The sequence below is a fragment of the Caballeronia sp. A2-2 genome (genome assembly GCF_057612605.2).
Genome location: NZ_CM172587.1, coordinates 2,363,490 through 2,382,608, shown reverse-complemented (window position 1 = coordinate 2,382,608; position 19,119 = coordinate 2,363,490). Strand labels below are relative to the sequence as shown.

The 19,119-nt window shown below is 62.2% G+C and carries 18 protein-coding genes; 12 read left to right on the top strand and 6 right to left on the bottom strand.

The genetic code is table 11. The features are described 5' to 3' along the window. The 7 genes from ACZCWR_RS11345 (at position 1) to ACZCWR_RS11315 (ending at position 7,079) form a co-directional block, all read left to right on the top strand. The gene (locus ACZCWR_RS11345) at positions 1-897 is read left to right on the top strand and encodes a LysR family transcriptional regulator (protein WP_487300856.1); all 897 of its coding nucleotides are present in this window, start codon (positions 1-3) and stop codon (positions 895-897) included. Between the two features lie 131 nt (positions 898-1,028). Further along, positions 1,029-1,484: a MaoC family dehydratase gene (locus ACZCWR_RS11340; RefSeq protein WP_487300855.1), complete on the top strand. Its 456-nt coding sequence runs from the start codon at positions 1,029-1,031 to the stop codon at positions 1,482-1,484. Further along, complete coding sequence (locus ACZCWR_RS11335) at positions 1,481-2,650, top strand: CaiB/BaiF CoA transferase family protein (RefSeq protein ID WP_487300854.1); 1,170 nt, start codon at positions 1,481-1,483, stop codon at positions 2,648-2,650. The genes ACZCWR_RS11340 and ACZCWR_RS11335 overlap by 4 nt, the downstream gene beginning before the upstream one ends. Continuing rightward, the gene (locus ACZCWR_RS11330) at positions 2,647-3,837 is read left to right on the top strand and encodes an extracellular solute-binding protein (RefSeq protein ID WP_487300853.1); all 1,191 of its coding nucleotides are present in this window, start codon (positions 2,647-2,649) and stop codon (positions 3,835-3,837) included. Before ACZCWR_RS11335 ends, ACZCWR_RS11330 begins: the two co-directional genes overlap by 4 nt. Then, positions 3,834-5,327 (top strand): class I adenylate-forming enzyme family protein, encoded by a 1,494-nt coding sequence (locus ACZCWR_RS11325; protein ID WP_487300852.1) that lies wholly within the window; start codon positions 3,834-3,836, stop codon positions 5,325-5,327. Before ACZCWR_RS11330 ends, ACZCWR_RS11325 begins: the two co-directional genes overlap by 4 nt. Then, the gene (locus tag ACZCWR_RS11320; protein WP_487300851.1) at positions 5,324-6,112 is read left to right on the top strand and encodes an IclR family transcriptional regulator; all 789 of its coding nucleotides are present in this window, start codon (positions 5,324-5,326) and stop codon (positions 6,110-6,112) included. The genes ACZCWR_RS11325 and ACZCWR_RS11320 overlap by 4 nt, the downstream gene beginning before the upstream one ends. A gap of 37 nt (positions 6,113-6,149) precedes the next feature. Beyond that, a complete protein-coding gene (locus ACZCWR_RS11315) occupies positions 6,150-7,079 on the top strand; it encodes a dihydrodipicolinate synthase family protein (RefSeq protein WP_487300850.1) in 930 nt (309 codons plus the stop codon). Positions 7,080-7,082: 3 nt separating this feature from the next. On the opposite strand, the gene ACZCWR_RS11310 is transcribed toward ACZCWR_RS11315, so the two are convergent. Beyond that, a complete protein-coding gene (locus tag ACZCWR_RS11310; RefSeq protein WP_487300849.1) occupies positions 7,083-7,838 on the bottom strand; it encodes an IclR family transcriptional regulator in 756 nt (251 codons plus the stop codon). 54 nt (positions 7,839-7,892) lie between these two features. Then, positions 7,893-9,218, bottom strand: a complete 1,326-nt coding sequence (locus tag ACZCWR_RS11305) for an MFS transporter (protein WP_487300848.1) — start codon at positions 9,216-9,218, stop codon at positions 7,893-7,895. A gap of 217 nt (positions 9,219-9,435) precedes the next feature. Between ACZCWR_RS11305 and ACZCWR_RS11300 the strand changes: the two genes are divergently transcribed. From ACZCWR_RS11300 to ACZCWR_RS11280, 5 genes are all read left to right on the top strand, one after another. After that, on the top strand, positions 9,436-10,230 hold the full coding sequence (locus ACZCWR_RS11300; RefSeq protein WP_487300847.1) for a DeoR/GlpR family DNA-binding transcription regulator: 795 nt from the start codon (positions 9,436-9,438) through the stop codon (positions 10,228-10,230). Positions 10,231-10,261: 31 nt separating this feature from the next. Then, positions 10,262-11,665 carry an FAD-binding oxidoreductase gene (locus tag ACZCWR_RS11295; RefSeq protein ID WP_487300846.1) on the top strand — a complete coding sequence of 468 codons (1,404 nt, stop codon included), beginning with the start codon at positions 10,262-10,264 and terminating at the stop codon, positions 11,663-11,665. Between the two features lie 18 nt (positions 11,666-11,683). Then, positions 11,684-12,691, top strand: a complete 1,008-nt coding sequence (gene pdxA / locus ACZCWR_RS11290; protein WP_487300845.1) for a 4-hydroxythreonine-4-phosphate dehydrogenase PdxA — start codon at positions 11,684-11,686, stop codon at positions 12,689-12,691. Between the two features lie 13 nt (positions 12,692-12,704). Continuing rightward, entirely contained in the window at positions 12,705-13,985 is a 1,281-nt protein-coding gene (locus ACZCWR_RS11285; protein ID WP_487300844.1) for a four-carbon acid sugar kinase family protein, read from the top strand. A gap of 520 nt (positions 13,986-14,505) precedes the next feature. Then, a complete protein-coding gene (locus ACZCWR_RS11280) occupies positions 14,506-16,560 on the top strand; it encodes an arabinofuranosidase catalytic domain-containing protein (RefSeq protein WP_487300843.1) in 2,055 nt (684 codons plus the stop codon). A gap of 56 nt (positions 16,561-16,616) precedes the next feature. Here the strand turns inward: ACZCWR_RS11280 and ACZCWR_RS11275 are convergent, their stop codons facing one another. From ACZCWR_RS11275 to ACZCWR_RS11260, 4 genes are all read right to left on the bottom strand, one after another. Beyond that, positions 16,617-16,874, bottom strand: a complete 258-nt coding sequence (locus ACZCWR_RS11275; protein ID WP_487300842.1) for a hypothetical protein — start codon at positions 16,872-16,874, stop codon at positions 16,617-16,619. A 24-nt stretch (positions 16,875-16,898) separates the two neighbouring features. Next, a complete protein-coding gene (locus ACZCWR_RS11270) occupies positions 16,899-17,159 on the bottom strand; it encodes a hypothetical protein (protein WP_487300841.1) in 261 nt (86 codons plus the stop codon). A gap of 256 nt (positions 17,160-17,415) precedes the next feature. Continuing rightward, positions 17,416-18,654, bottom strand: a complete 1,239-nt coding sequence (locus ACZCWR_RS11265) for a citrate synthase (RefSeq protein ID WP_487300840.1) — start codon at positions 18,652-18,654, stop codon at positions 17,416-17,418. A 54-nt stretch (positions 18,655-18,708) separates the two neighbouring features. Further along, entirely contained in the window at positions 18,709-19,101 is a 393-nt protein-coding gene (locus ACZCWR_RS11260) for a VOC family protein (protein WP_487300839.1), read from the bottom strand. Positions 19,102-19,119: the final 18 nt, after the last annotated feature.

The following is a 19,119-nucleotide window of genomic DNA, read 5'->3' as shown; positions in this document are numbered from 1 at the left end:
ATGGCCAAACCGACGCTCGCCGATCTGAACGCGTTCATGGTGGTGGCCGCGAAGCGAAGTTTCGTGCAGGCAGCGGGCGAACTGGGCGTGTCGCGCTCGGCGCTGAGTCACGCCATGCGCGGGCTCGAAAGCGATCTGGACGTGCGCCTGCTGCACCGGACCACGCGCAGCGTGTCGCTGACGGAAGCGGGCGAGCGCTTGCTTGCGCGCCTGCGTCCCGTGCTGAGCGATCTCGATCACGCCCTCGACGATGCCGCGCGCGACGACCGTGCGTTGCGCGGCACGCTGCGCATCAACGGCAGCGATGGCGCAATTCGCCAATTGCTGCGAACCGTCGTGCCGCGCTTTCTCGCGCTGTATCCGCAAATGGAACTGGATCTCGTCTCGGAAGGGCGCTTCGTGGATATCGTCGCGGAGGGTTTCGATGCGGGCGTGCGGCTTGGTGAAGCCGTGCACAAGGACATGATCGCAGTGCGCATCAGCGAGGATTTGCGCTTTCTCGCGGTGGCGACGCCGGGTTATCTGCGCAAGCATGGACGGCCTGCGGTGCCGGAGGAATTGCAGAAGCATCGTTGCATCCGGCAGCGGTTGCCGGGCGGCAAGCGTTATCGGTGGGAATTCGCGCGTCACGGCGAAGCGTTCACGATCGATCCGCCCGGCGCGCTCACGCTCGATAGCAACACGCTGATGGTCGAAGCCGCGCTGGATGGACTCGGCATCGCTTATGTGCCGGAGCCCTACGCGCGCGAAGCGTTGGCGCGCAAGCGACTGGTCGCGGTGTTGAGCGACTGGTGTCCGTCTATTCCGGGGCTGTATCTCTATTTCCCTGGCAGCAGGCATATCCCTGCCGGGCTGCGTGCGTTTATCGACCTCATAAGAGAGGCCGGAGGCAACTAACCGTCGATTTCCAAAGCAAACACGAGCGTTGACGGGCCCAGAAAATCGTTTCTATAATCAGCAAAGTCTGAAATATAAAACCATGTCCGACCAATCAGACACATGAAGACAAAACACATGGAGACTTCGACATGCCAGGCTGGACCGCCATCGAGCGATTCTTTGAAGACTACGCACTCGGCGAACGCGAGCCGGAGCGCCGCCGCACCATCGATCAGGCCGATATCAACCAGTTCGCGGGGCTGACGCTTGACTTTCATCCGGCGCACGTGGACCGCACTTATGCCGATCCGCGCTATGGCGGCCGTCTCGTGCACGGCATGCTCACGTTCGCGCTCGTCACCGGCCTGAATGTCGAATACAACCTGCGCGCCATTTCCTACGGCTACGACAAGGTGCGTTTCCCCAATCCGATGCGCTCCGGCGACACGCTCGTCGCGACAGCCGAAGTGGTCGAACTCAAGGAGCATCGCAAGCCGGAGATCGGTCTTGTCGTGAAGCAGTACACCGGAACGAATCAGGACGGTCTGGTCGTGTTCAGTTGCCAGCACACGCTCGCAGTCGATCGCCGGGGAGCATCCGCATGAACGAATTCCTGAAGGAATATCGCGGCACCGGACCATTGCGCGACATCACCGTGCTCGACTTCACGCAAATGATGATGGGCCCCGTCGCCACGCAATTGCTCGGCGACATGGGCGCGGTCGTCATCAAGGTGGAGAAGCCGGTGACAGGCGAGTGGGAACGCAGCTACATGCCGCGCGGGCGCAAGCTGCATGGCGAATCGCCGTATTTTCTGGCGATGAACCGCAACAAGCTCGCCGTCACCGCCGATCTGAACAATGCCGATGACCGCGCGTTCATCGAATCCCTTGTCGCGAAGTGCGATGTCGTCGTCGAGAACTTCAGGCCGGGCGTGATGGATCGGCTCGGCTTCGGTTATGAGCAAATGCTGCGCTTCAATCCTCGTCTCGTGTATGCGTCCGGTTCGGGATACGGCGCGCAAGGTCCGCTCGTGAAGCAGCCCGGACAGGACATGTTGCTGCAATCCATGAGCGGGCTTGCCGCCAACACCGGTCCCGGCGATGGCCCGCCGGTTCCTCTCGGCGCACCGGTTCTGGATGCGTCCACCGCCTTCCTGCTCGCGTTCTCGATCGTCTCTGCCGTGATGGATGCACGCGAAAACGGCACGCCGCATCGCGTGCAGGCGAGTTTGCTCGGCACCGCGCTGATGATCCAGTGTCAGGAAGCGCTCGTCGCCATGAACACCGACCTCAAGTGGCAGCGCAGCCAGTCCGGCATTGCCGCGCCGTGGACGGATGCGCCGTACGGCGTGTATCGCACGCAAGACGGCTTTCTCGCCATGTCGATGACGCCGCGCTTAAAGCTCGCCGAAATCTTCTCGCTGCCGAAGGAACTGGCCGCGTGCACCGACGACGAATGGTTCCTGCGCCGCGACGAAATCAACCCGCTGCTCAAGGACAAGTTGCTCGCGAAACCGACCGCCGATTGGGTCGCGGAACTCACCGAAAAAGGCATGTGGGTCGCGCCCGTGAATACCGTCGATGAAATCGTGGAGCATCCGCAAGTGGCGGCGAACGGGCTGGTCGAGGAGATCGACGTGCCCGGCGGCCATCGCGTGCGCGCCATCGGCATGCCGGTATCGGTGAGCGGCATCGAGCGCGCAAATCGTCTGCCGGTGCCGACCATCGGACAGCATAACGCTATTGTTAAGGATGCCTTGAAATCATGACGTCATCGGTCATCGAACTGAAGGGCATGACGTGGAGCCATCCGCGCGGGCTCGATCCGCTGCTCGCGGCGGCGGACGTGCTGAAGGCGCGAGGCATCGACGTGCATTGGGATGCGCGCTCGTTGCAGGGTTTCGAGGAAGCGTCGATTGCGGAACTCGCCGAACGTCACGACATGATCGCGATCGATCACCCGTTCATGGGGCGCGCGTTCGGGCAGGGCGCGTTGCAGCGTGTCGATACGCTGGTCGGTGAAGCGTTTCTTGCGGGGTTGCGTGCGTCGTCCGTGGGGCCGAGTTTCGACAGTTATATCTGGAACGATGCTCTCTGGGCCATTCCCGTTGATGCCGCCGCGCAAGTCGCCGCCTTTCGTGATGATCTTCTAAAGGCGCACGGCCTGAGCGCGCCGCGAAGCTGGAACGATGTCTTCGCGCTCATCGATGCATTGCCGCCCGAAAGCGTCGCCATGCCCGCGAACCCGACGCATCTGCTGCTCGCGTTCGCGACCATCTGTCATGCCGTGTCGAAAGTGCCGGGCGTGCAGCGCGATCTTCGGCCGAACTGGTGGCGTGATGAAGGCATTGATCGCACTACCGCACGCGATGCGCTCGCAGTGCTGCGCCGTCTGATGGCGCGCGCGCATCCATTGTCATGGTCATCCGATCCCATCGAGATTTTCGATCACATGACGAGCCGCGACGACATCGCCTACGTGCCCATCGCGTTCGGCTATTCGAACTATGCGCGCGCCTCGCAGGTCGCCAAGCCGCTGCATTTCGCGGCGGTGCCATCGGCGGATGGCGGCATCGGCAGCGGCATGCTCGGTGGCGTGGGCCTGTGTGTGTCTCGCCGATGCAAGCAGCCGGAAGCCGTCGCCGAAGTGCTGCGCTTCATCGCGGGCAGCGAGACGCAACGCGGTCTTTATCTGCAATCGGGCGGTCAACCGGCGCATCGCGATGCGTGGACGGATGCATCGACCGAACGCGTCTGTCCGAACTTCTTCGGCGCGACGCTCGAATCGCTGGACCGCTCGTTCGTGCGTCCGCGCCTTGCCGCGTTCCCCGGTTTTCAGCGCGATGGCGGCAAGCTGCTGCACGAGTTATTCCGCCAGCCGAACGTGTCCGACGACGCCCTCATGGAAGCCTTCGACGACATGTGGCGCCAGCGTCAGAAACAGGCCGATCTATGACGACCACGTGGGCCGCGTTGTTGCTCGCGGCGCATCGCGCGCATGCGGACAAGCCAGCCGTTCTGACTGACGATGGCGCGCTGACCTATGCTCAGGTGTTCGAACAATCGCGGCATGCGGCGGCCTGGCTTCACGCAAAGGGCCTTGAAAAAGGCGACCGCGTGGTGCTCGCGCTGGAAAACCAGCCCGCAATGGTAGCTTTAGAACGCGCGTTAGCGATGTGGGGATGGGTGCGCGTCGCGGTGAGCGCGCGGCTGCATGCGAAGGAGATTGCGTACATCGTCGAAGATTGCGGGGCGGCCGCCGTGTTCTGCGAGCCGCGCCTCGCGGATGGTTTGCGCGATAGCGGCGCCGTGCTAATCGCATCGGACAAACTGGATGATGTTTTCCGCGAAGGCGCGCGTCTTGAACAGCACGAACCGCCGCCGCTCGAAGCACACGACCTGTGCTCGCTGATGTACACCTCCGGCACCACGGGCCGTCCAAAAGGCGCGATGAACACACACGGCGCATGGCACGCCATGGCGACGAACCTGCTCGACTTGCTGCCCTCCGTCGGCCCCGGCGACGTGCTGCTGCATGCCGCGCCGATGAGTCACTTCAGCGGGTCGGTTTCATCGGCTTATGCGGCGGCGGGCGCGGCCATCGCGACGGTCGCGCGCTTCGATCCGAAGACCATCGTCTCGCACTTGGCGCGCGTCAACGCGACCTGCATGCCGCTCGTGCCGACCATGCTGAACGATCTCGTGCGCGCGTTGAAGGAAAGCGGCGAACGTCTGCCCGAACGCATGAAGGTCGTGCCTTACGGCGGCGCACCGATCGCGCCGCGCGCGCTCATCGACGCCCGCGCCACGCTCGGCAACGTTCTGCTGCAAATCTACGGCGCGAGCGAAGCGCTGATTCCGGTGACCAGCCTATCCACTGACGATCACGACGCCGGTTCGCTCGAATGGGCGCGTCTAGCCAGCGCGGGCGTGCCGCATCCGCGCGTGGAATTGCGCATCGACGAACCTGTCGATGATGTCGGCGAAATTTGCGTGCGCGGCGCGAACGTGACGACCGGCTATTGGAACAAGCCCGCCGAAACAACCGAAGCATTCGATGAAAACGGTTGGTATCGCACCGGCGATCTCGGACGCATCGATGCGCAAGGGCGCGTTGCCATCGTCGGACGCAAGCGCGAGATGCTTATTTCCGGCGGCTTCAATATCTATCCTGCGGAAGTGGAGCGCGTGATCGCGGATATCGAAGGCGTGCGCGAGGTGGCTGTGATCGGCGTTTCGCATCCGCGATGGGGCGAAGCTGTAAGCGCGTATATCGTCTGCGAGGAAGGCGCGCGGTTGACGGAGCGCGACATCATCGATGGATGCAACGCGCAGCTTGCGAGCTATAAGAAGCCGCTCAACATTCAATTCGTCGATTCGTTGCCGCGCACGTCCAATGGCAAGATCGACAAGCTCACGCTCAAGAGCGAGGTAAAACCCGCATGAGGATCGTTCCCGCACTGGATCGTGGTCTGCGCATTCTGGCGCTGCTCGCGGCGCGCGATTCGCGCATGAAAGTGTCGGAGATTGCCTTGACGCTCGACATTCCGCGCAGCGCCACGTATGAACTCATTTTCACGCTGGTGAGTCATGGCGCGGTCCGGCAATACGACAACGGCGAAGTCGGCCTCGGGCATCTGACGCTGGTGCTCGGTAGTGCGTATGGTCGCAAGCTCGATTTCGCGCAGACGGCGCAGGCGGCAGCACTTGCCATCGCGCAGACGTGCGATGAAACCGTGCAGATCGGCGTGCTCGACGGCACCCACGTTCTCTATCTCGCGAAGGCCGATTCGACGCGGCCCGTGCGTCTCGTCTCCAACATCGGCGCGCGCGTGCCCGCGCATTGCACCGCGCTCGGCAAGGCGTTGCTCGCGTTTCTTCCACAGGATGCCTTAGCACATTATCTCGATGACGCGCCGCTCGTCGCGCTGACGGAGCGTTCCATCACGGATCGCGCAGCATTGATGCGGCAACTCGAAGCCGTGCGCGAAACAGGCGCGGCGGCCGAAGAATGCGAATCGAATCCCGACATCGCATGCGTGGCAGCGCCCGTGTGGAACGGGCAGGGCGAGAACGTCGCGGCCATGAGCATCGCGGTGCCGATCTCACGCATGACGCCCGAGCGGCGCGAAGCATTGCGAACAATCGTCGTGCAGGGCGCGGCGCGTTTGTCGGAGCAACTGGGTTATCTCGCGCAAGGTGCATCGCTCGACGATGCAGAGCTTGCATAAGCCGCTTAATCGCATCAATTTGAAAACAGAGAGAGACATGACGAACCCGACTCACAAGCAATACGCCGGCGTGTTTCCGGTGGTCCCGACCACGTTCCGGGACGATGGCACGCTCGACCTCGACAGCCAGCGCCGCGCACTCGATTTCATGATCGATGCCGGCTCGGACGGGCTGTGCATCCTCGCGAATTACTCGGAGCAGTTCTCGCTGACCGACGAGGAACGCGACATTCTCATGAAGACGTCGCTCGAACACGTCGCGGGCCGCGTGCCGGTGATCGTGACGACGAGCCATTTCTCGACCGCCATCTGCGCGCAACGCAGCCGCCGCGCGCAGGACGCGGGCGCGGCCATGGTCATGGCGATGCCGCCGTATCACGGGGCGACGTTCCGCGCGTCGGAAGCGGCGATCTTCGATTTCTTCCGCGCGGTGTCGGATGCCATCGACATTCCGGTGATGATCCAGGATGCGCCCGTTGCAGGCACGACGCTCACGCCCGCGTTTCTCGCCGACATGGCGAAGAAGCTGGAGCACATCTCGTACTTCAAGATCGAAGTGCCGCAGGCTGCGGCCAAACTGCGCGAACTGATCCGGCTCGGTGGCGAAGCCATCGAAGGTCCGTGGGACGGCGAGGAGGCCATCACGCTGATGGCCGATCTCGATGCCGGCGCGACCGGCGCGATGACCGGCGGCGGCTATCCCGATGGCATCCGCGAGATCATGGGTGCGCACGAAGCGGGCAACCGGCAAGGCGCGATGGCGGCTTACGCGAAGTGGCTCCCGCTCATCAACTACGAGAACCGGCAATGCGGATTGGCCGCATGCAAGATGCTGATGAAAGAGGGCGGCGTGATTGCATCGGACTACGTACGCCATCCGCTGCTGCCGGTGCATGCGAAGACGCGCGAAGGGTTGATCGAAATCGCGCGGACTTTGGACCCGCTCGTGTTGCGTTGGGCGCGTTAAGCGCTATTCCGCCGCGCCGAGTTGAATCGACAGCTTGCGCGCGTGCTCGGTGACGACCACGCGTAGCTGATAGCGCCGCTGCGCGTTCATGCGCGTGAGCGGCGTGGAGATCGAGAGCGCGGCAATCGGCAGGTTGCGCGCATCGACCACGGGCGCGGCCACGCACGCGATATTCGCGTTCGACTCGCATTCTTCCCACGCGAAACGCTGTGCGCGTGCTTCGTCGAGATGACGTCGCAGTTGATCGATATCGATGATGGAACGTTCGGTCAAACGTTCGAGCGGTTTGGCGTTCAGGCGCGTGGCGAGTTCTTCCGGCGGCAGCAACGCGAGCAGCATCTTGCCAAGCGCCGTGCAATGCGCAGGCAATCGCGCGCCAACCGTCGATGCAAGCCGCACCGCGCGCGGCGAATCCGCCTTCGCCACGTAATACACCTCGCGCCCGTCGAGCATGCCGATTTGCGCGGTTTCATCGCACAACGACATCACGCGATGCACCGTGTCCCGCGCCAGCGCTTCGAAATCGATCTGCGTGTCGTAAGCGCTGCCAAGTTTTAAAGTTTGCGGTCCGAGTGTCACTTCGCCGAGTTCGTTTTGCCGGATCATCTGATGCGCGGCGAGCGTGCTCACGAGTTCATACGCCGCGCTGCGTGGCAACTCCAGCAGCGCGGCGATTTCGGCGACGCGCATCGGAGTCTTGTGCTCGGCGAGCAGCGCGAGGATGCGCAGCCCGCGGTCGAGGGCAGGGACGATTCTCATGGGAATGTGATGCGACAGGCGGAACGCGCATTGTCGCATTCCGCATCGCCATTTTCAGGCCGCCGCCTGCACCTTCGGTATCTTGCCGAACACGAGGATACCGAGCACGCCGAGTATGCAGATCGCGCCGGACACGCTGAAGGTCAGCACCCACGAATGCGTCCGGTCGACGATCGCGCCCACCACGATCGGCGCGAAAATGCCCGCCGTGTTCGCGATGAAGTGCACGAAGCCGACCACGCCGCCCAGCCGCGTGCGCGGAATGGTGTCCGAGATCAGCGTGAAGTAGTTGCTGCCCGTGAGATAGAGCAGGAACACGACCGCCGACATGAGCATGACCGCGCCCGCGAGCGTGGTCGCCGCGCCGACGAAGCAGAGCATGATCGCCGTGCCCGTGAGGCCCGCGATGATCACCGTCTTGCGGGCGAGCGCGGGGCGTCCAGTACGTGAGGCGATGGCATCGGTAATCACGCCGCCCAGCAAGTAGCCAACGAATCCGAGCACCCACGGAATCGCGCCGGTCAGCGCCACTTCCTTGAGGTTCACGCCGCGCGCCTCGACCAGATACACCGGGAACCACGACAGGAACGCGTACAGCACCCACGCGTAGCCGAAGAATGCGAACGAGGTCGCCAGCACGAGCGGCTGACGGATATAGAACGAGACAGGCGGTGCGTTCTTCTCGTCCTTCACCGACATATCCGGGCTGATGTCGTGAGCGAGATCGTCCACGTCGTCGCGCGTTGCCCACGGATGCACGTCCGGCGAATCGCGCACGATCACGAACCAGCCGACGGTCATCAGAATGCCGAGCCCGCCGAGCACGAGGAACGGCACGCGCCAGTCGCCCGAGGCGGCGATCATCCACGCGACGAGCGGCGTGCCGATGGCGCCGCCGAGCGGCGTCGAGCCTTGCGACACGCCCACTGCGGTGCCCATTTGCCGCTGCGGGAACCAGTTGCGCATGGTCTTGATCGTCACCGAACCTTGCGGACCTTCGCCGAAGCCGAACAGGAAGCGGATCACCAGAAAGCTGACGTAGCCCGCGCCTGCCGCCGTCATCGCCGTGAAGATGCTCCACCAGCCGACCGCCACGCCCATCACCACGCGCGGACCGTATTTGTCCGCGAGCCATCCGCCGATGAAGCAGAACGGCGCGTAACCCAGAAAGAAGATGCTGGAGATGAGGCCGAACTGCGTCTTCGTCAGCCCGAATTCCTTCAGGATGTGCGAGCCCGCGACGCCTAGCGCGGCACGGTCCGCATAGTTCAGCACCAGCACGAGCGCGGTGATGGTGAGGATGGTCCAGCGCAAGCGCGCGCGCTGCGTGCCCGCCATTGCCGATGACGACGATACGGCGTCTGCTCCCTGCTTTTTCACGGTGCTGTCTCCTTGTCCGAAATATCGAACACTTGGTTATGGTTGTAAGCCGTGCAAGGCGTTTTTCGCAGTCTAAGAGTCTGTTTTGTTTAGCGCAAACGAGGGTTTGTACGAATGCTTCGGGTTTCAGGTAACAACATGCGCTAGAAACTTTTGGCTGATTGGATGTAATATCTATCAAAATCTAACATTCGGCAATCACACAGGCTCGGCACCGATGGCAACACCGCTCAAAAGCACACGCACGCAGGCCATTCTCGAACTCCTGTCGGAGAGCGGGCGGGTGTCGCTCAAGGAACTCACGGAGAAACTCACCGCGTCCGAGATGACTTTGCGGCGCGATCTGAAAGACCTCGAAGCGCGTGGTCTGGCGCGGCGGGTTCATGGTGGCGCGGTGCTCGCGTCGGACCGCGATCCGGGCTACTGGCTGCGCTTCAAGCAGTTTCAGCGGGAGAAGCGCAGCATCGGCGTCGCCGCCGCGCAGCAGATCGAGGCGGGGCAGTCCATCTATCTCGATACCGGCACGACTTCCATCGAAGTGGCGCGCGCACTGGTGCGCCGCAGTCTCGAAGAAAACCTCAGGATTCGCGTCACCACGCATGCCATCAATATCGGCGCGGAGCTGGCGGGGCATCCGAACATCACGCTGCATCAGATTGGCGGCGAGATTTTTCCCGATACGTTCGGTGCGACGGGGCCCGCCGCGTTGCAGCAGATCGGCGCGCTGAATTTCGATCTCTTTCTGCTCGGCGTATCCGGCGCGGACCCCGGCGCGGGTTGGACGGCGAGCAGTCCCGTGGGCGTCGAAATCAAGCAGGCCGTGCTGGAGCGCGCGCGGCGCGTGTGCGTGGTCGCTGATAGCAGCAAGTGGGAAAAGGTCTGCTTCGCGTCCATCACGCCGCTCGATGCCGTCGACGCCTGGGTCACCGATCAGCGGCTCGATGAAAGCGTCTGCAATGCGCTCGGTGCGCGCGGCGTGCGCGTGACGCGCGCACCTGATCTGCCATCCTAACCTTTTTCCGATTCGACGGAGACATACCCGCATGAACAGCAACGACGAAGTGGTTCTCGCGCTGGCCGAGCGTCTGGGACACGAACGCGTTTCCACCGACGCAGACACGCTGCTCGCGCATTCGCACGATGCCTGGCCGCTCGCCTCGAAGTGGACCGACGACGAAGCACGCGCGCATCTGCCCGCCTGCGTCGCGCGTCCCGCCGATGGGGATGCCGTGAGCGCGATAGTGAGCATCGCGGCGCGCGCGGGCCGTGCCATCGTGCCGTTTGGCGCGGGTTCGGGCGTGACGGGTGCGGCAGTGCCACCGGCGCGCGCGGTCGTCGTCGATATGCGCGGCATGAACCGAATCGTCAAGCTGGACGAAGCGAATCTCATGGTCACGGTCGAGCCCGGCGTGATCGGCGGGGAACTCGAAAGCTGGCTCGGCGCGCGCGGTTATACGCTGGGCCACTATCCGCAGTCGCTGCATCTGGCGTCGATCGGCGGGCTGGTGTCCACGCGTTCGACGGGCACGTTTTCCAGCAAGTACGGCGGCATCGAAGATCTGTTGCTCGGGCTCGAAGGCGTTCTGCCCGATGGCGAGCGCGTCGCGTTCCGGCCGGTGCCGCGTGCATCGACGGGACCGAACCTCGCGCAATTGTTCGTCGGCGCGGAAGGCGCGTTCGGGTTCATCACGCGCGTGACGCTGCGGGTGTTTCAGAAGGCGGAAAAGCTCGCGCTTGCGGGTTTTGCTTTTCCCGATCTGACGAGCGCAGTCGCCGCAATGCGCGAAGCCTACGGCCGTCATGTCGATGCAGCGGTCTTGCGTCTCTATGATGCAATCGAAGCCGAAGGTCTATATAAGCGCGTCGGTGAAAACCTCGGCAAGCCCTTGCTCATCACGGGACACGAAGGCGTGCCCGAGATCGTGGATGCACAGGCGCGCGTGCTCGAAGCGATTGCCGTGAAGCACGGCGCGACGCCGCTCGGCGAAGCCATCGGGCAGGCGTGGGAACAGCATCGTTTCGATGCAAGCTGGCTCACCAAAGGCAACGAAGGTCCGACCCGCATGGCGGATGCGATCGAAGTCGCGGCGTCGTGGGACAAGCTCGTGCCGCTCTACGACACGCTGATGCGCGCGGTCGCGCCTTCGTGCTCGAAAGCGATGGGACATTACTCGCACTTCTACTCGACCGGCGCCTGTCTGTACTTCATCTTCTTCGTGGAAGGCGCGCATGCCGCCGACACGCGCGCACGCTATTCACGCATATGGCAGACCGTGATGGAAGAAGTGCTCGCCGCCGATGGCACCATCGGGCATCACCACGGTGTGGGACTGGCGCGGGCATCGCATCTGAAAGCGGAACTGGGTAGCGGTCATGCGTTGCTCGCGCGCATCAAGCATGCACTCGATCCGCAAGGTCTGGTCAATCCCGGAAAGTTCGGACTCTGAACGAAGAAGGAAATCACTATGTCTGAACCGCTTCCGATTGTTGGCATCACATTGGGCGATGCAGCGGGCATCTCGCCCGAGATCGTTGTCAAGGCGTTCGCGTCGGGCCAGTTGCATGCGTTTTGCCGTCCGGTTTTGATCGGCGATGCGCGTATCGTGCGCGATGCACTTCGCTTCGCCGACCATGCGCTCGACGTGCGCGCCATCGCCCGGCCCCGCGACGCGCGTTTCGAACCCGGCGTCATCGATGTGATCGATCTCGGCAATCTCGCGCCCGAAGATTTCGAGCCGGGCCGCGTGAATGCGTCTTGCGGACGCGCGTTCGTCGAATACATTCGCGCCTCGGCGAAGCTCGCGCTCGATGGCGAGATCGACGCCATTGCGTCCGCGCCCACCAACAAGGAAGCGATGCACGCGGCCGGCCATTTCTACGCAGGGCAAACCGAAGTATTCGCCGAAGCCACCGGCACGAAGAACTTCTTCACGGTGCTAACGGGCGGCAAGGTCAAGGTGTTTCTCGTGTCGTCGCATGTGTCGTTGCGCGATGCCATTGAACTCGTCACGCAGGAGCGCGTGGAGCGCGTGATTCGTATCGCGCGTGAAGCATTGCGCGAGTTGTGGCATATCGAGCAACCGAAGATCGCGGTGGCGGGGCTGAATCCGCATGCGGGCGATGGCGGCCTGTTCGGCAAGGAAGAAATCGATCACGTCATTCCGGTGATGGACCGTCTGAAGGGCGAAGGCTTTCATCTTGTCGGGCCGGGTCCGGCGGATAGTCTGTATTACGCCGCCGAGCATGGCGCGTATGACGGCGTGATCGGCATGTATCACGATCAGGGCGTGATTCCGCTCAAGCGCTACGGCTATGTGACTGTCATCGCGGGTGCGCCGATCATTCGCACGACGGCGGGGCACGGCACGGCTTATGACATCGCGGGGCAGGGGATCGCGCGGCCCGATGTGTTGATTCGCGCAATCCAGCTTGCGGCGGAACTCGCGGAACTGCGGCGTAAGGCTATTGTTTGAGGAGAGCGCGATCATGAGGAATCCGATGGTTTCCGTCATCGCGGACGATCTTTCCGGCGCGAGCAGCGTGGGCGCGGAATTCGCACGCTGCGGGCTTTCGACGGTGATCGTGCAGGACGCCGCCGCCCTCGATGAAGAACGCGCGGAAGTGCTCATTCTCGATACCGAATCGCGTTACGACACGGTGGAATGCGCGCGTGAAAAGGCCTTCGAAGCAGGGCGCGCGCTGCGCTTTCTGCGCGTGCCGCTGCTGCTCAAGAAGTTCGATTCGCTGTTGCGCGGGCCCATCGGTCATGAAATCGACGCGCTCATGGAAAGCACCGGCATGACGCAGTGCGTGTTCATCGGCGCGGCGCCGAAGATGGGGCGGATTACCGTGGGCGGTTATCAACTCGTCGATGGCTCGCTGCTCGCCGAGCGCATGCGTTCGGTCGATCCGACCGCGCCCGCGGGGTCGTCGTACATTCCGGAGCGGCTCGCGCAGGAAACGCAGCGTCCCATTCTGCGGCTCGATACTCAGGTCATCGCGCAGGGCGAAGCTGCCTTGCAGGAATTTTTCGCGGATGCGGGGGCGGGCATCATCGTCGCGGACAGCGCTTCGCAGGCCGATCTCAATGCGGTCGTCGCGACGGCGCATGCGGCGGGTGTGCGGCTCTTCGCGGGTTCGTATGGAATGGGCGAGGCATTGCGGTCCATCGCGGGCGGTGTCGCGCATGCAGCGCCTGTGTTGCTGGTTGCAGGCTCGACGAGCGAGATGACGCGCAGGCAGGTTGCGCGTCTCGAAGCCACGCTCGATGCAAAGAGCGTCGTGCTCGATCTGAACGATTCGTTCTTCGAAGTATCTCTCGAAGATTTTGCGCTGCCTTATCTCGATCAAATGCGCGCGGGGCATGACGTTCTGCTGCATACATCGGCTTCTCATGAAGCGTATGACGGCGTTCGGCGCCTAGCCGCAAGTCACGGTCTGTCGGACCTCGAACTTGCCATGCGCGTCGAACGTTTGCTGCAGTATCTCGTGACGCCGTTCCTCGCGGGCAGCAAGGCGTTCGTGTTTTCAGGCGGCAATACGGCTTACTCGATCTATCAATTACTCGAAGCGCGCGGGCTGACCATATTCGGACAGGAAGTGCTGCCCGGCACGCCGGTCGCGAGAGTGCGGGGCGGCCCCTATGACAACAGGCTTTTTCTGACGAAGCCCGGATCGTTCGGTACTGCGGACGATCTGGCGATCATGCTGAACTTCGCGAAATACGCACAGGACGATGCCTTCAGCATGCCGGGCTTCCACGCCTGAGCATCGGACAACAATAACGATTAGCGATGCGGAAGGTAATCGTAAGTAATGCGCTAATGCTTTTATGACCAATATTATTAACGCTATCGCAAGTGGTCCCATAATCTGGGTGCTTCAAGATTAATAATATTAGCCTATAAGAGGGATTACCCTACGTGGCTTAGTAAATAATATTTTCTAATATTACCGATCAGTGCGGTCCGTAACGGACAGCACTCTTCGACCGCCATCCGCTTCCCGGCCCGTCGATGAAAAAAGACAGGAGACGAAGATGGCGTACAGCATGGCAAGCCCATTCATCGCGGCCCATTCGGCGACCGCTCGTCTCTTCATCGCAGACGACACGTAACGACTGTTCCCTCGCGCGCATCGTCTGCCGTGCCTCACGCACGTTGCGGACGTGATAGCCGCGCTTCATCCTGAAACCTGAAACCCGGTTCGACAGCAACGCGCTTGCCGTCGTGGCCGGTTGCGCTCGCTCGACTTGAAGGTGTTCGTTCGTATGCCTAAGGAGGAAGTCATGTTTGCAAGAGGAAAGAGGTTGCTCGGTGCGTTGTTCGCCATGAGCATCGCGCTCGCGGCGTGTAGCGGGGATGGAGACGGCGGCACGCCGGGCGCGGTGGCCAACGCCGCGACATCGAACAGTAACGCGGCATCCGCGGTGAACGCGGTCGATGCAGCGGCGGTGGACAGTGCATCATTGCAAGCGCCCAACGCCCCGACACTTCCGTGCGATGTGGCGGCCAATGCCAACACGACATGCAGCGCCGCGCACAGCGTCGTGCGCCTGCTCACGCGGAATTACACGGGGCCGCTGTTTCAGGTCGTGCGCGCATCGGACAACCGGACGTTCGACGTGTATCCCTATTCGAGAAACACGCTTGCGGGCAACGGCGGCACGAATCTGATCGGCTCGGCCAACGTCGCCAGCACCAATTCCTTCTGCAACAAGACCACGTGCAGCGTGTCGTATATCTACGATCAGATCGACCTCGTGGCGCCGCTCAAGGGCACCTTCGGTAACGTGCCCGCGACGCTCACGCTGAACAGCGACGGCACGCAATCCCTGACGGTGCCGAACAAAAGCGCTGGGGCCAACAAGACGCTGACGGTTCCGGTGCTCAACGGCTTCGCGACGATCGTTCTGCCGGGCAGCGGCGGCACGTTGAAAGTTCAGTTGCTCCAGCCGCCAAAGGCATTGACCGCGCAGGCACCGACGCAGCAGATCACCATCGGCAATGATCTTCCTGCCTTGCCCGGCGCGCCCGCGAAACTCAGTTTCGTGACGACACAGGGCCAGCAGATTCCCGCGCTCGCCACGCTCGGCGGGCAGGCATACCGCAACCGGTTTGGTACGGTCAACCAGTCGATCGGCGACACCGATATCGCCGAATACATGGTCGCGGGCGCGCATTACAGCGCATCGTCGACGTGTTGCGGAACGTACGGCAACATGGAAAGCAGCGCCGATCCGAGCACGTACAAGAACGGGGAAATCGAAGGAGAAATGTTCGCGCTGGCGCTGTCGAACGGCAACGCCGCGACCTTCGGCTATTGCGATGGAAACGCCGAACAACCGCTCACCGTGAAGGACCCTGTCTGCAATAGCCTGGACATCAACTGGCCGGGCGTCGATGCGGAAGCAGGCGTTTATCTCTACGGTCCGCAGCAGCCGCCGAAAGAAAAGTTCGTGACGGTTCTTTCGAAGTACTCGCCATCGTCCGCATCGAATGTGTTCGCGGTCAAGAGCGGGAATGCGTCGCAACAAGTGTTGACCGCCGACTTCGACAGCGTGCCGCCCGAAGCCTATATCTTCGGCAAGGACGCGGGTTATGCGTTCAACGGTCAGTGGCAAGGCGGTTTGTCGCTGGGTGAAGGTGGCGATGCCAGCGCCGCGCCTATTCAGTTCTTCGAAGGCGCGATCATCACGAAGGCCACCACGGACACCACCGACAATCAGATTCAGGCGAGCATCGCGAAGTTTTATGGTCCTCCAGCCGATCCGGAAACTGCCGCGTGTAATGCAGGAAACCTGATCAATTCGCCGCTCGCGCTCGCCAAGCCCGATGCCTGGGTGCAGCAAAACGGCGGCGTCGCGATTGCCGCGCCTAATACGGGCGGCTTCGCGACGGGCGCGGCCACGGTGACGGGAACGAATGGCTCGTCGATTGCCAATATTCGCGAGATCATCCGTGTTCAGGGCGGGCAGACTTACAGCTTCAGCGATTATGTCCTTGCGACAAGCAATGCAACCGTGTTCCCCGGCGGCTCGATTCAGACCGACGATCCGAGCGGCAACGAGTTTGCGTGGGTCGTGAATACGAATACGGGCAGCGTCGTGAAGGGAACGTGGGGCGGCGGACAGCCCACGTCATTGAGCGCGGTGAAAGTGGGCAAGTGGTGGAAGGTGACCATGACGTTCACGGCGCCTGCGGGTTCGAACAACGCGCAAGTGTTCATCGATCCGCCGACGTCCAGCGCCGCAGGCGTGCGTTCGCAGCAGGCGTCTTATCTGAGCGCCACGCATTACTGTCCGGCGCTTGCCATCAACAAGGCGCCGACGACAGGTTCGTGATGGTCTAGCGAATGTCGGCGAGCGGGGAAGGCGAGTGGGCCTTCCCCGTTCTTTCTTTACAGCTTCAATCCACCCAGCATGCTGCCGAGCGAGTCCACCGACTTCGTGACGTTCTTCACGTCCACATTCGTGTGTTGCGAAGCATCGACTTGCGTCACGGGCGCGACGTTGATTTGCGGGCTCGCGAACGACACGCCGCTTTGCAGATTGCCGTTGAAGGCGCTGTTCGAGAACAGCGAGGAGCCGCCCTTTACAGCATCCATTTCGGCACGGTCGAGGTCTTTCTCGGCAGACAGGTTCTTGATCTTCAGCATGATGGTCTCCTTGGGCGCTTTGGATTAGAGCTTCACGCCAGCCATCAGGCTGCCGATGGACGTAAGCGACTTGTTGATGGTCGTCGCATCGACGTTGGTGTGCGTCGACGTATCCGCTTGCGTGACCGGCGCGATGTTCGACTGAGCCGAACCGAAGGACACGCCGCCGATTTGCGCGTTGGCGTTGACAGCGGAATTCGAGAAGAACGACGTACCGCCCTTGACGGCAGCCATGTCGGCACGGGCAAGGTCTTTTTCAGCGGCGATGTTGGCGATGGTGATCATTTTGAAGCTCCTTTAAGCAGGTTGGGTGGGTGAGAGCGTTTGGTTTGTTGCGCTCGACCACTCTGTTGCGAGAGCTGTGCCAGCGTGATCCCGGTGTTTGCTTGAAATCGAATAAGCCCTTGTTAATGCTGAATAAATTTCTTTACTCACACGGATCATCAGGACTTCTGTTGCATCGATCGGACTTCGAAGTGATTGCTGGAATCCGACATACGCGAAGCGCGCTGTACGTTCCGTTCGAACACTCCGATAAAACCTACCGCGCAACGGTTTTGAACACGCGGTTCTTATCGAGCGTCACGGGATCGAGCGCTTTGTCTCCGCCGTCGCGCGACGCACCATTTTCTTCGAGCGCTGGACCGGTATAGCGTCCGCGCGGCCGGATCACCTTGCCGACCCGAAGTTGCTCGATGCAATGCGCGATCAAGCCCACGCAGCGCGCCGTGGCGAACAGCGCGAACGAAGCATCGCGCGGCAATCGCAATTGCGCGGCAAGCGTGGCGAGTGCGACGTCGATGGTCGGCCTGAGACCGGTCAGCGCCACCACCTTGTCGATGAACGCCGCAATCTCCTTCGGCGGATCGAGACGTTCGAGCAACACGCGGGCGCGCGGATCGCCATCGGGATAGAGATGATGACCGAAGCCGGGAACCGGTATCGCGGACTGCAAGTGATGCCCGACCACGTGCTCTGCACCGAGCCGTTCTACATCGTCGAAGACGGCACGCACGCGGCCCGATGCATCGCCATGCAGGGGGCCTGAAAACGTGGCAAGACCGGTCAGCAGACATCCCGGCAATGACGCACCGGTAGATGCCGTGATCCGCGCTGCAAACGCGGAACTCGTGAGTTCGTGATCGGCCACCAGCACGAGCGCGCGGCGGATCAGGTCCGCACCCGCGTTGTTCTGATTCCAGCCGAGCGCCAGACGTTCGTGAATGAAGCGTGTATTGCCGTCGCAACGCGCGCCGAGTGCGTGCGCCACCAATGCAAGCAGCTTGCATGCTTCGGCGTGCAATGCGGCGTCGGTGCGTCCGTGGGTGGAGAGGCCATTGGCCGCGAGTGCGGCAAGTGATGTGAACGCGCATTGCCTTCCGCGTTCGCCGTCTTGCAGCGCGATGCCGTCCATGTCGAAACGCACCGGCTTGCGCGTGTTCCACAACAACGCGGCCACTTCTTCGAGCGTCGCGGTGTCCGACAGCAAGATGCTGTCGCGTCCGCGATACCACGCACGTCCCTTGGAAAACGTGGTGATGCCGCTCAGTATGCAAGGGTCCGCGCCGAAGATGGTGCCGGCCGCCAACGCCTCGCGTTTGCGGCCCACTTGCTTCTTGCGGCACAGCACGGCAACGTCTTCAGCGCGATACAGGCTCTTGCGCGGATCGTTGGGATCGGGCATCACGGCGATATTGCCGCGGCTCACATAGGCGTAGACGGTCTGCGGTTGTACGCCGAGTTGCCGTGCCGCTTCGGTCAGCGTGATCCAGGTTCGCATGAAAGAGAGGCGTCGCGCCGCAATGAAACGATGAGCCTCGATATTGACCTCTTTTCAGTTGAAAGTCATCTCGGCGGGTTTGCGTTCCAGAATCTCGATGAGGATATTGCCCGGCGATCTCACGAAGCATGCGCGCACGCCTGCGCGTACTTGTTTGATCGGTTCTACGATCTCTGCTTCACATTGCTTGAGATGCGCGAACGCGGCATCGAGATCGTTTACGGTCACACCGAAATGATCGATGCCCTGCATGCGCGCGCCCGCTTCGAGCTGCACGGTCTGCGCGTCCGCGCGTGACGTGATGAACATATCGATGTTGCCGATACGCACGTCCACGCGCCCCGGACGGCGCACGATCTCGGCATTCAGACATCGCGCGAACCATGCGGCGGTGGCTTCGGCATCGCTGGAACAGAGTTGCAGATGATCCCACTTGAATTCGATCATGCGAATGTCGTCGAAGAG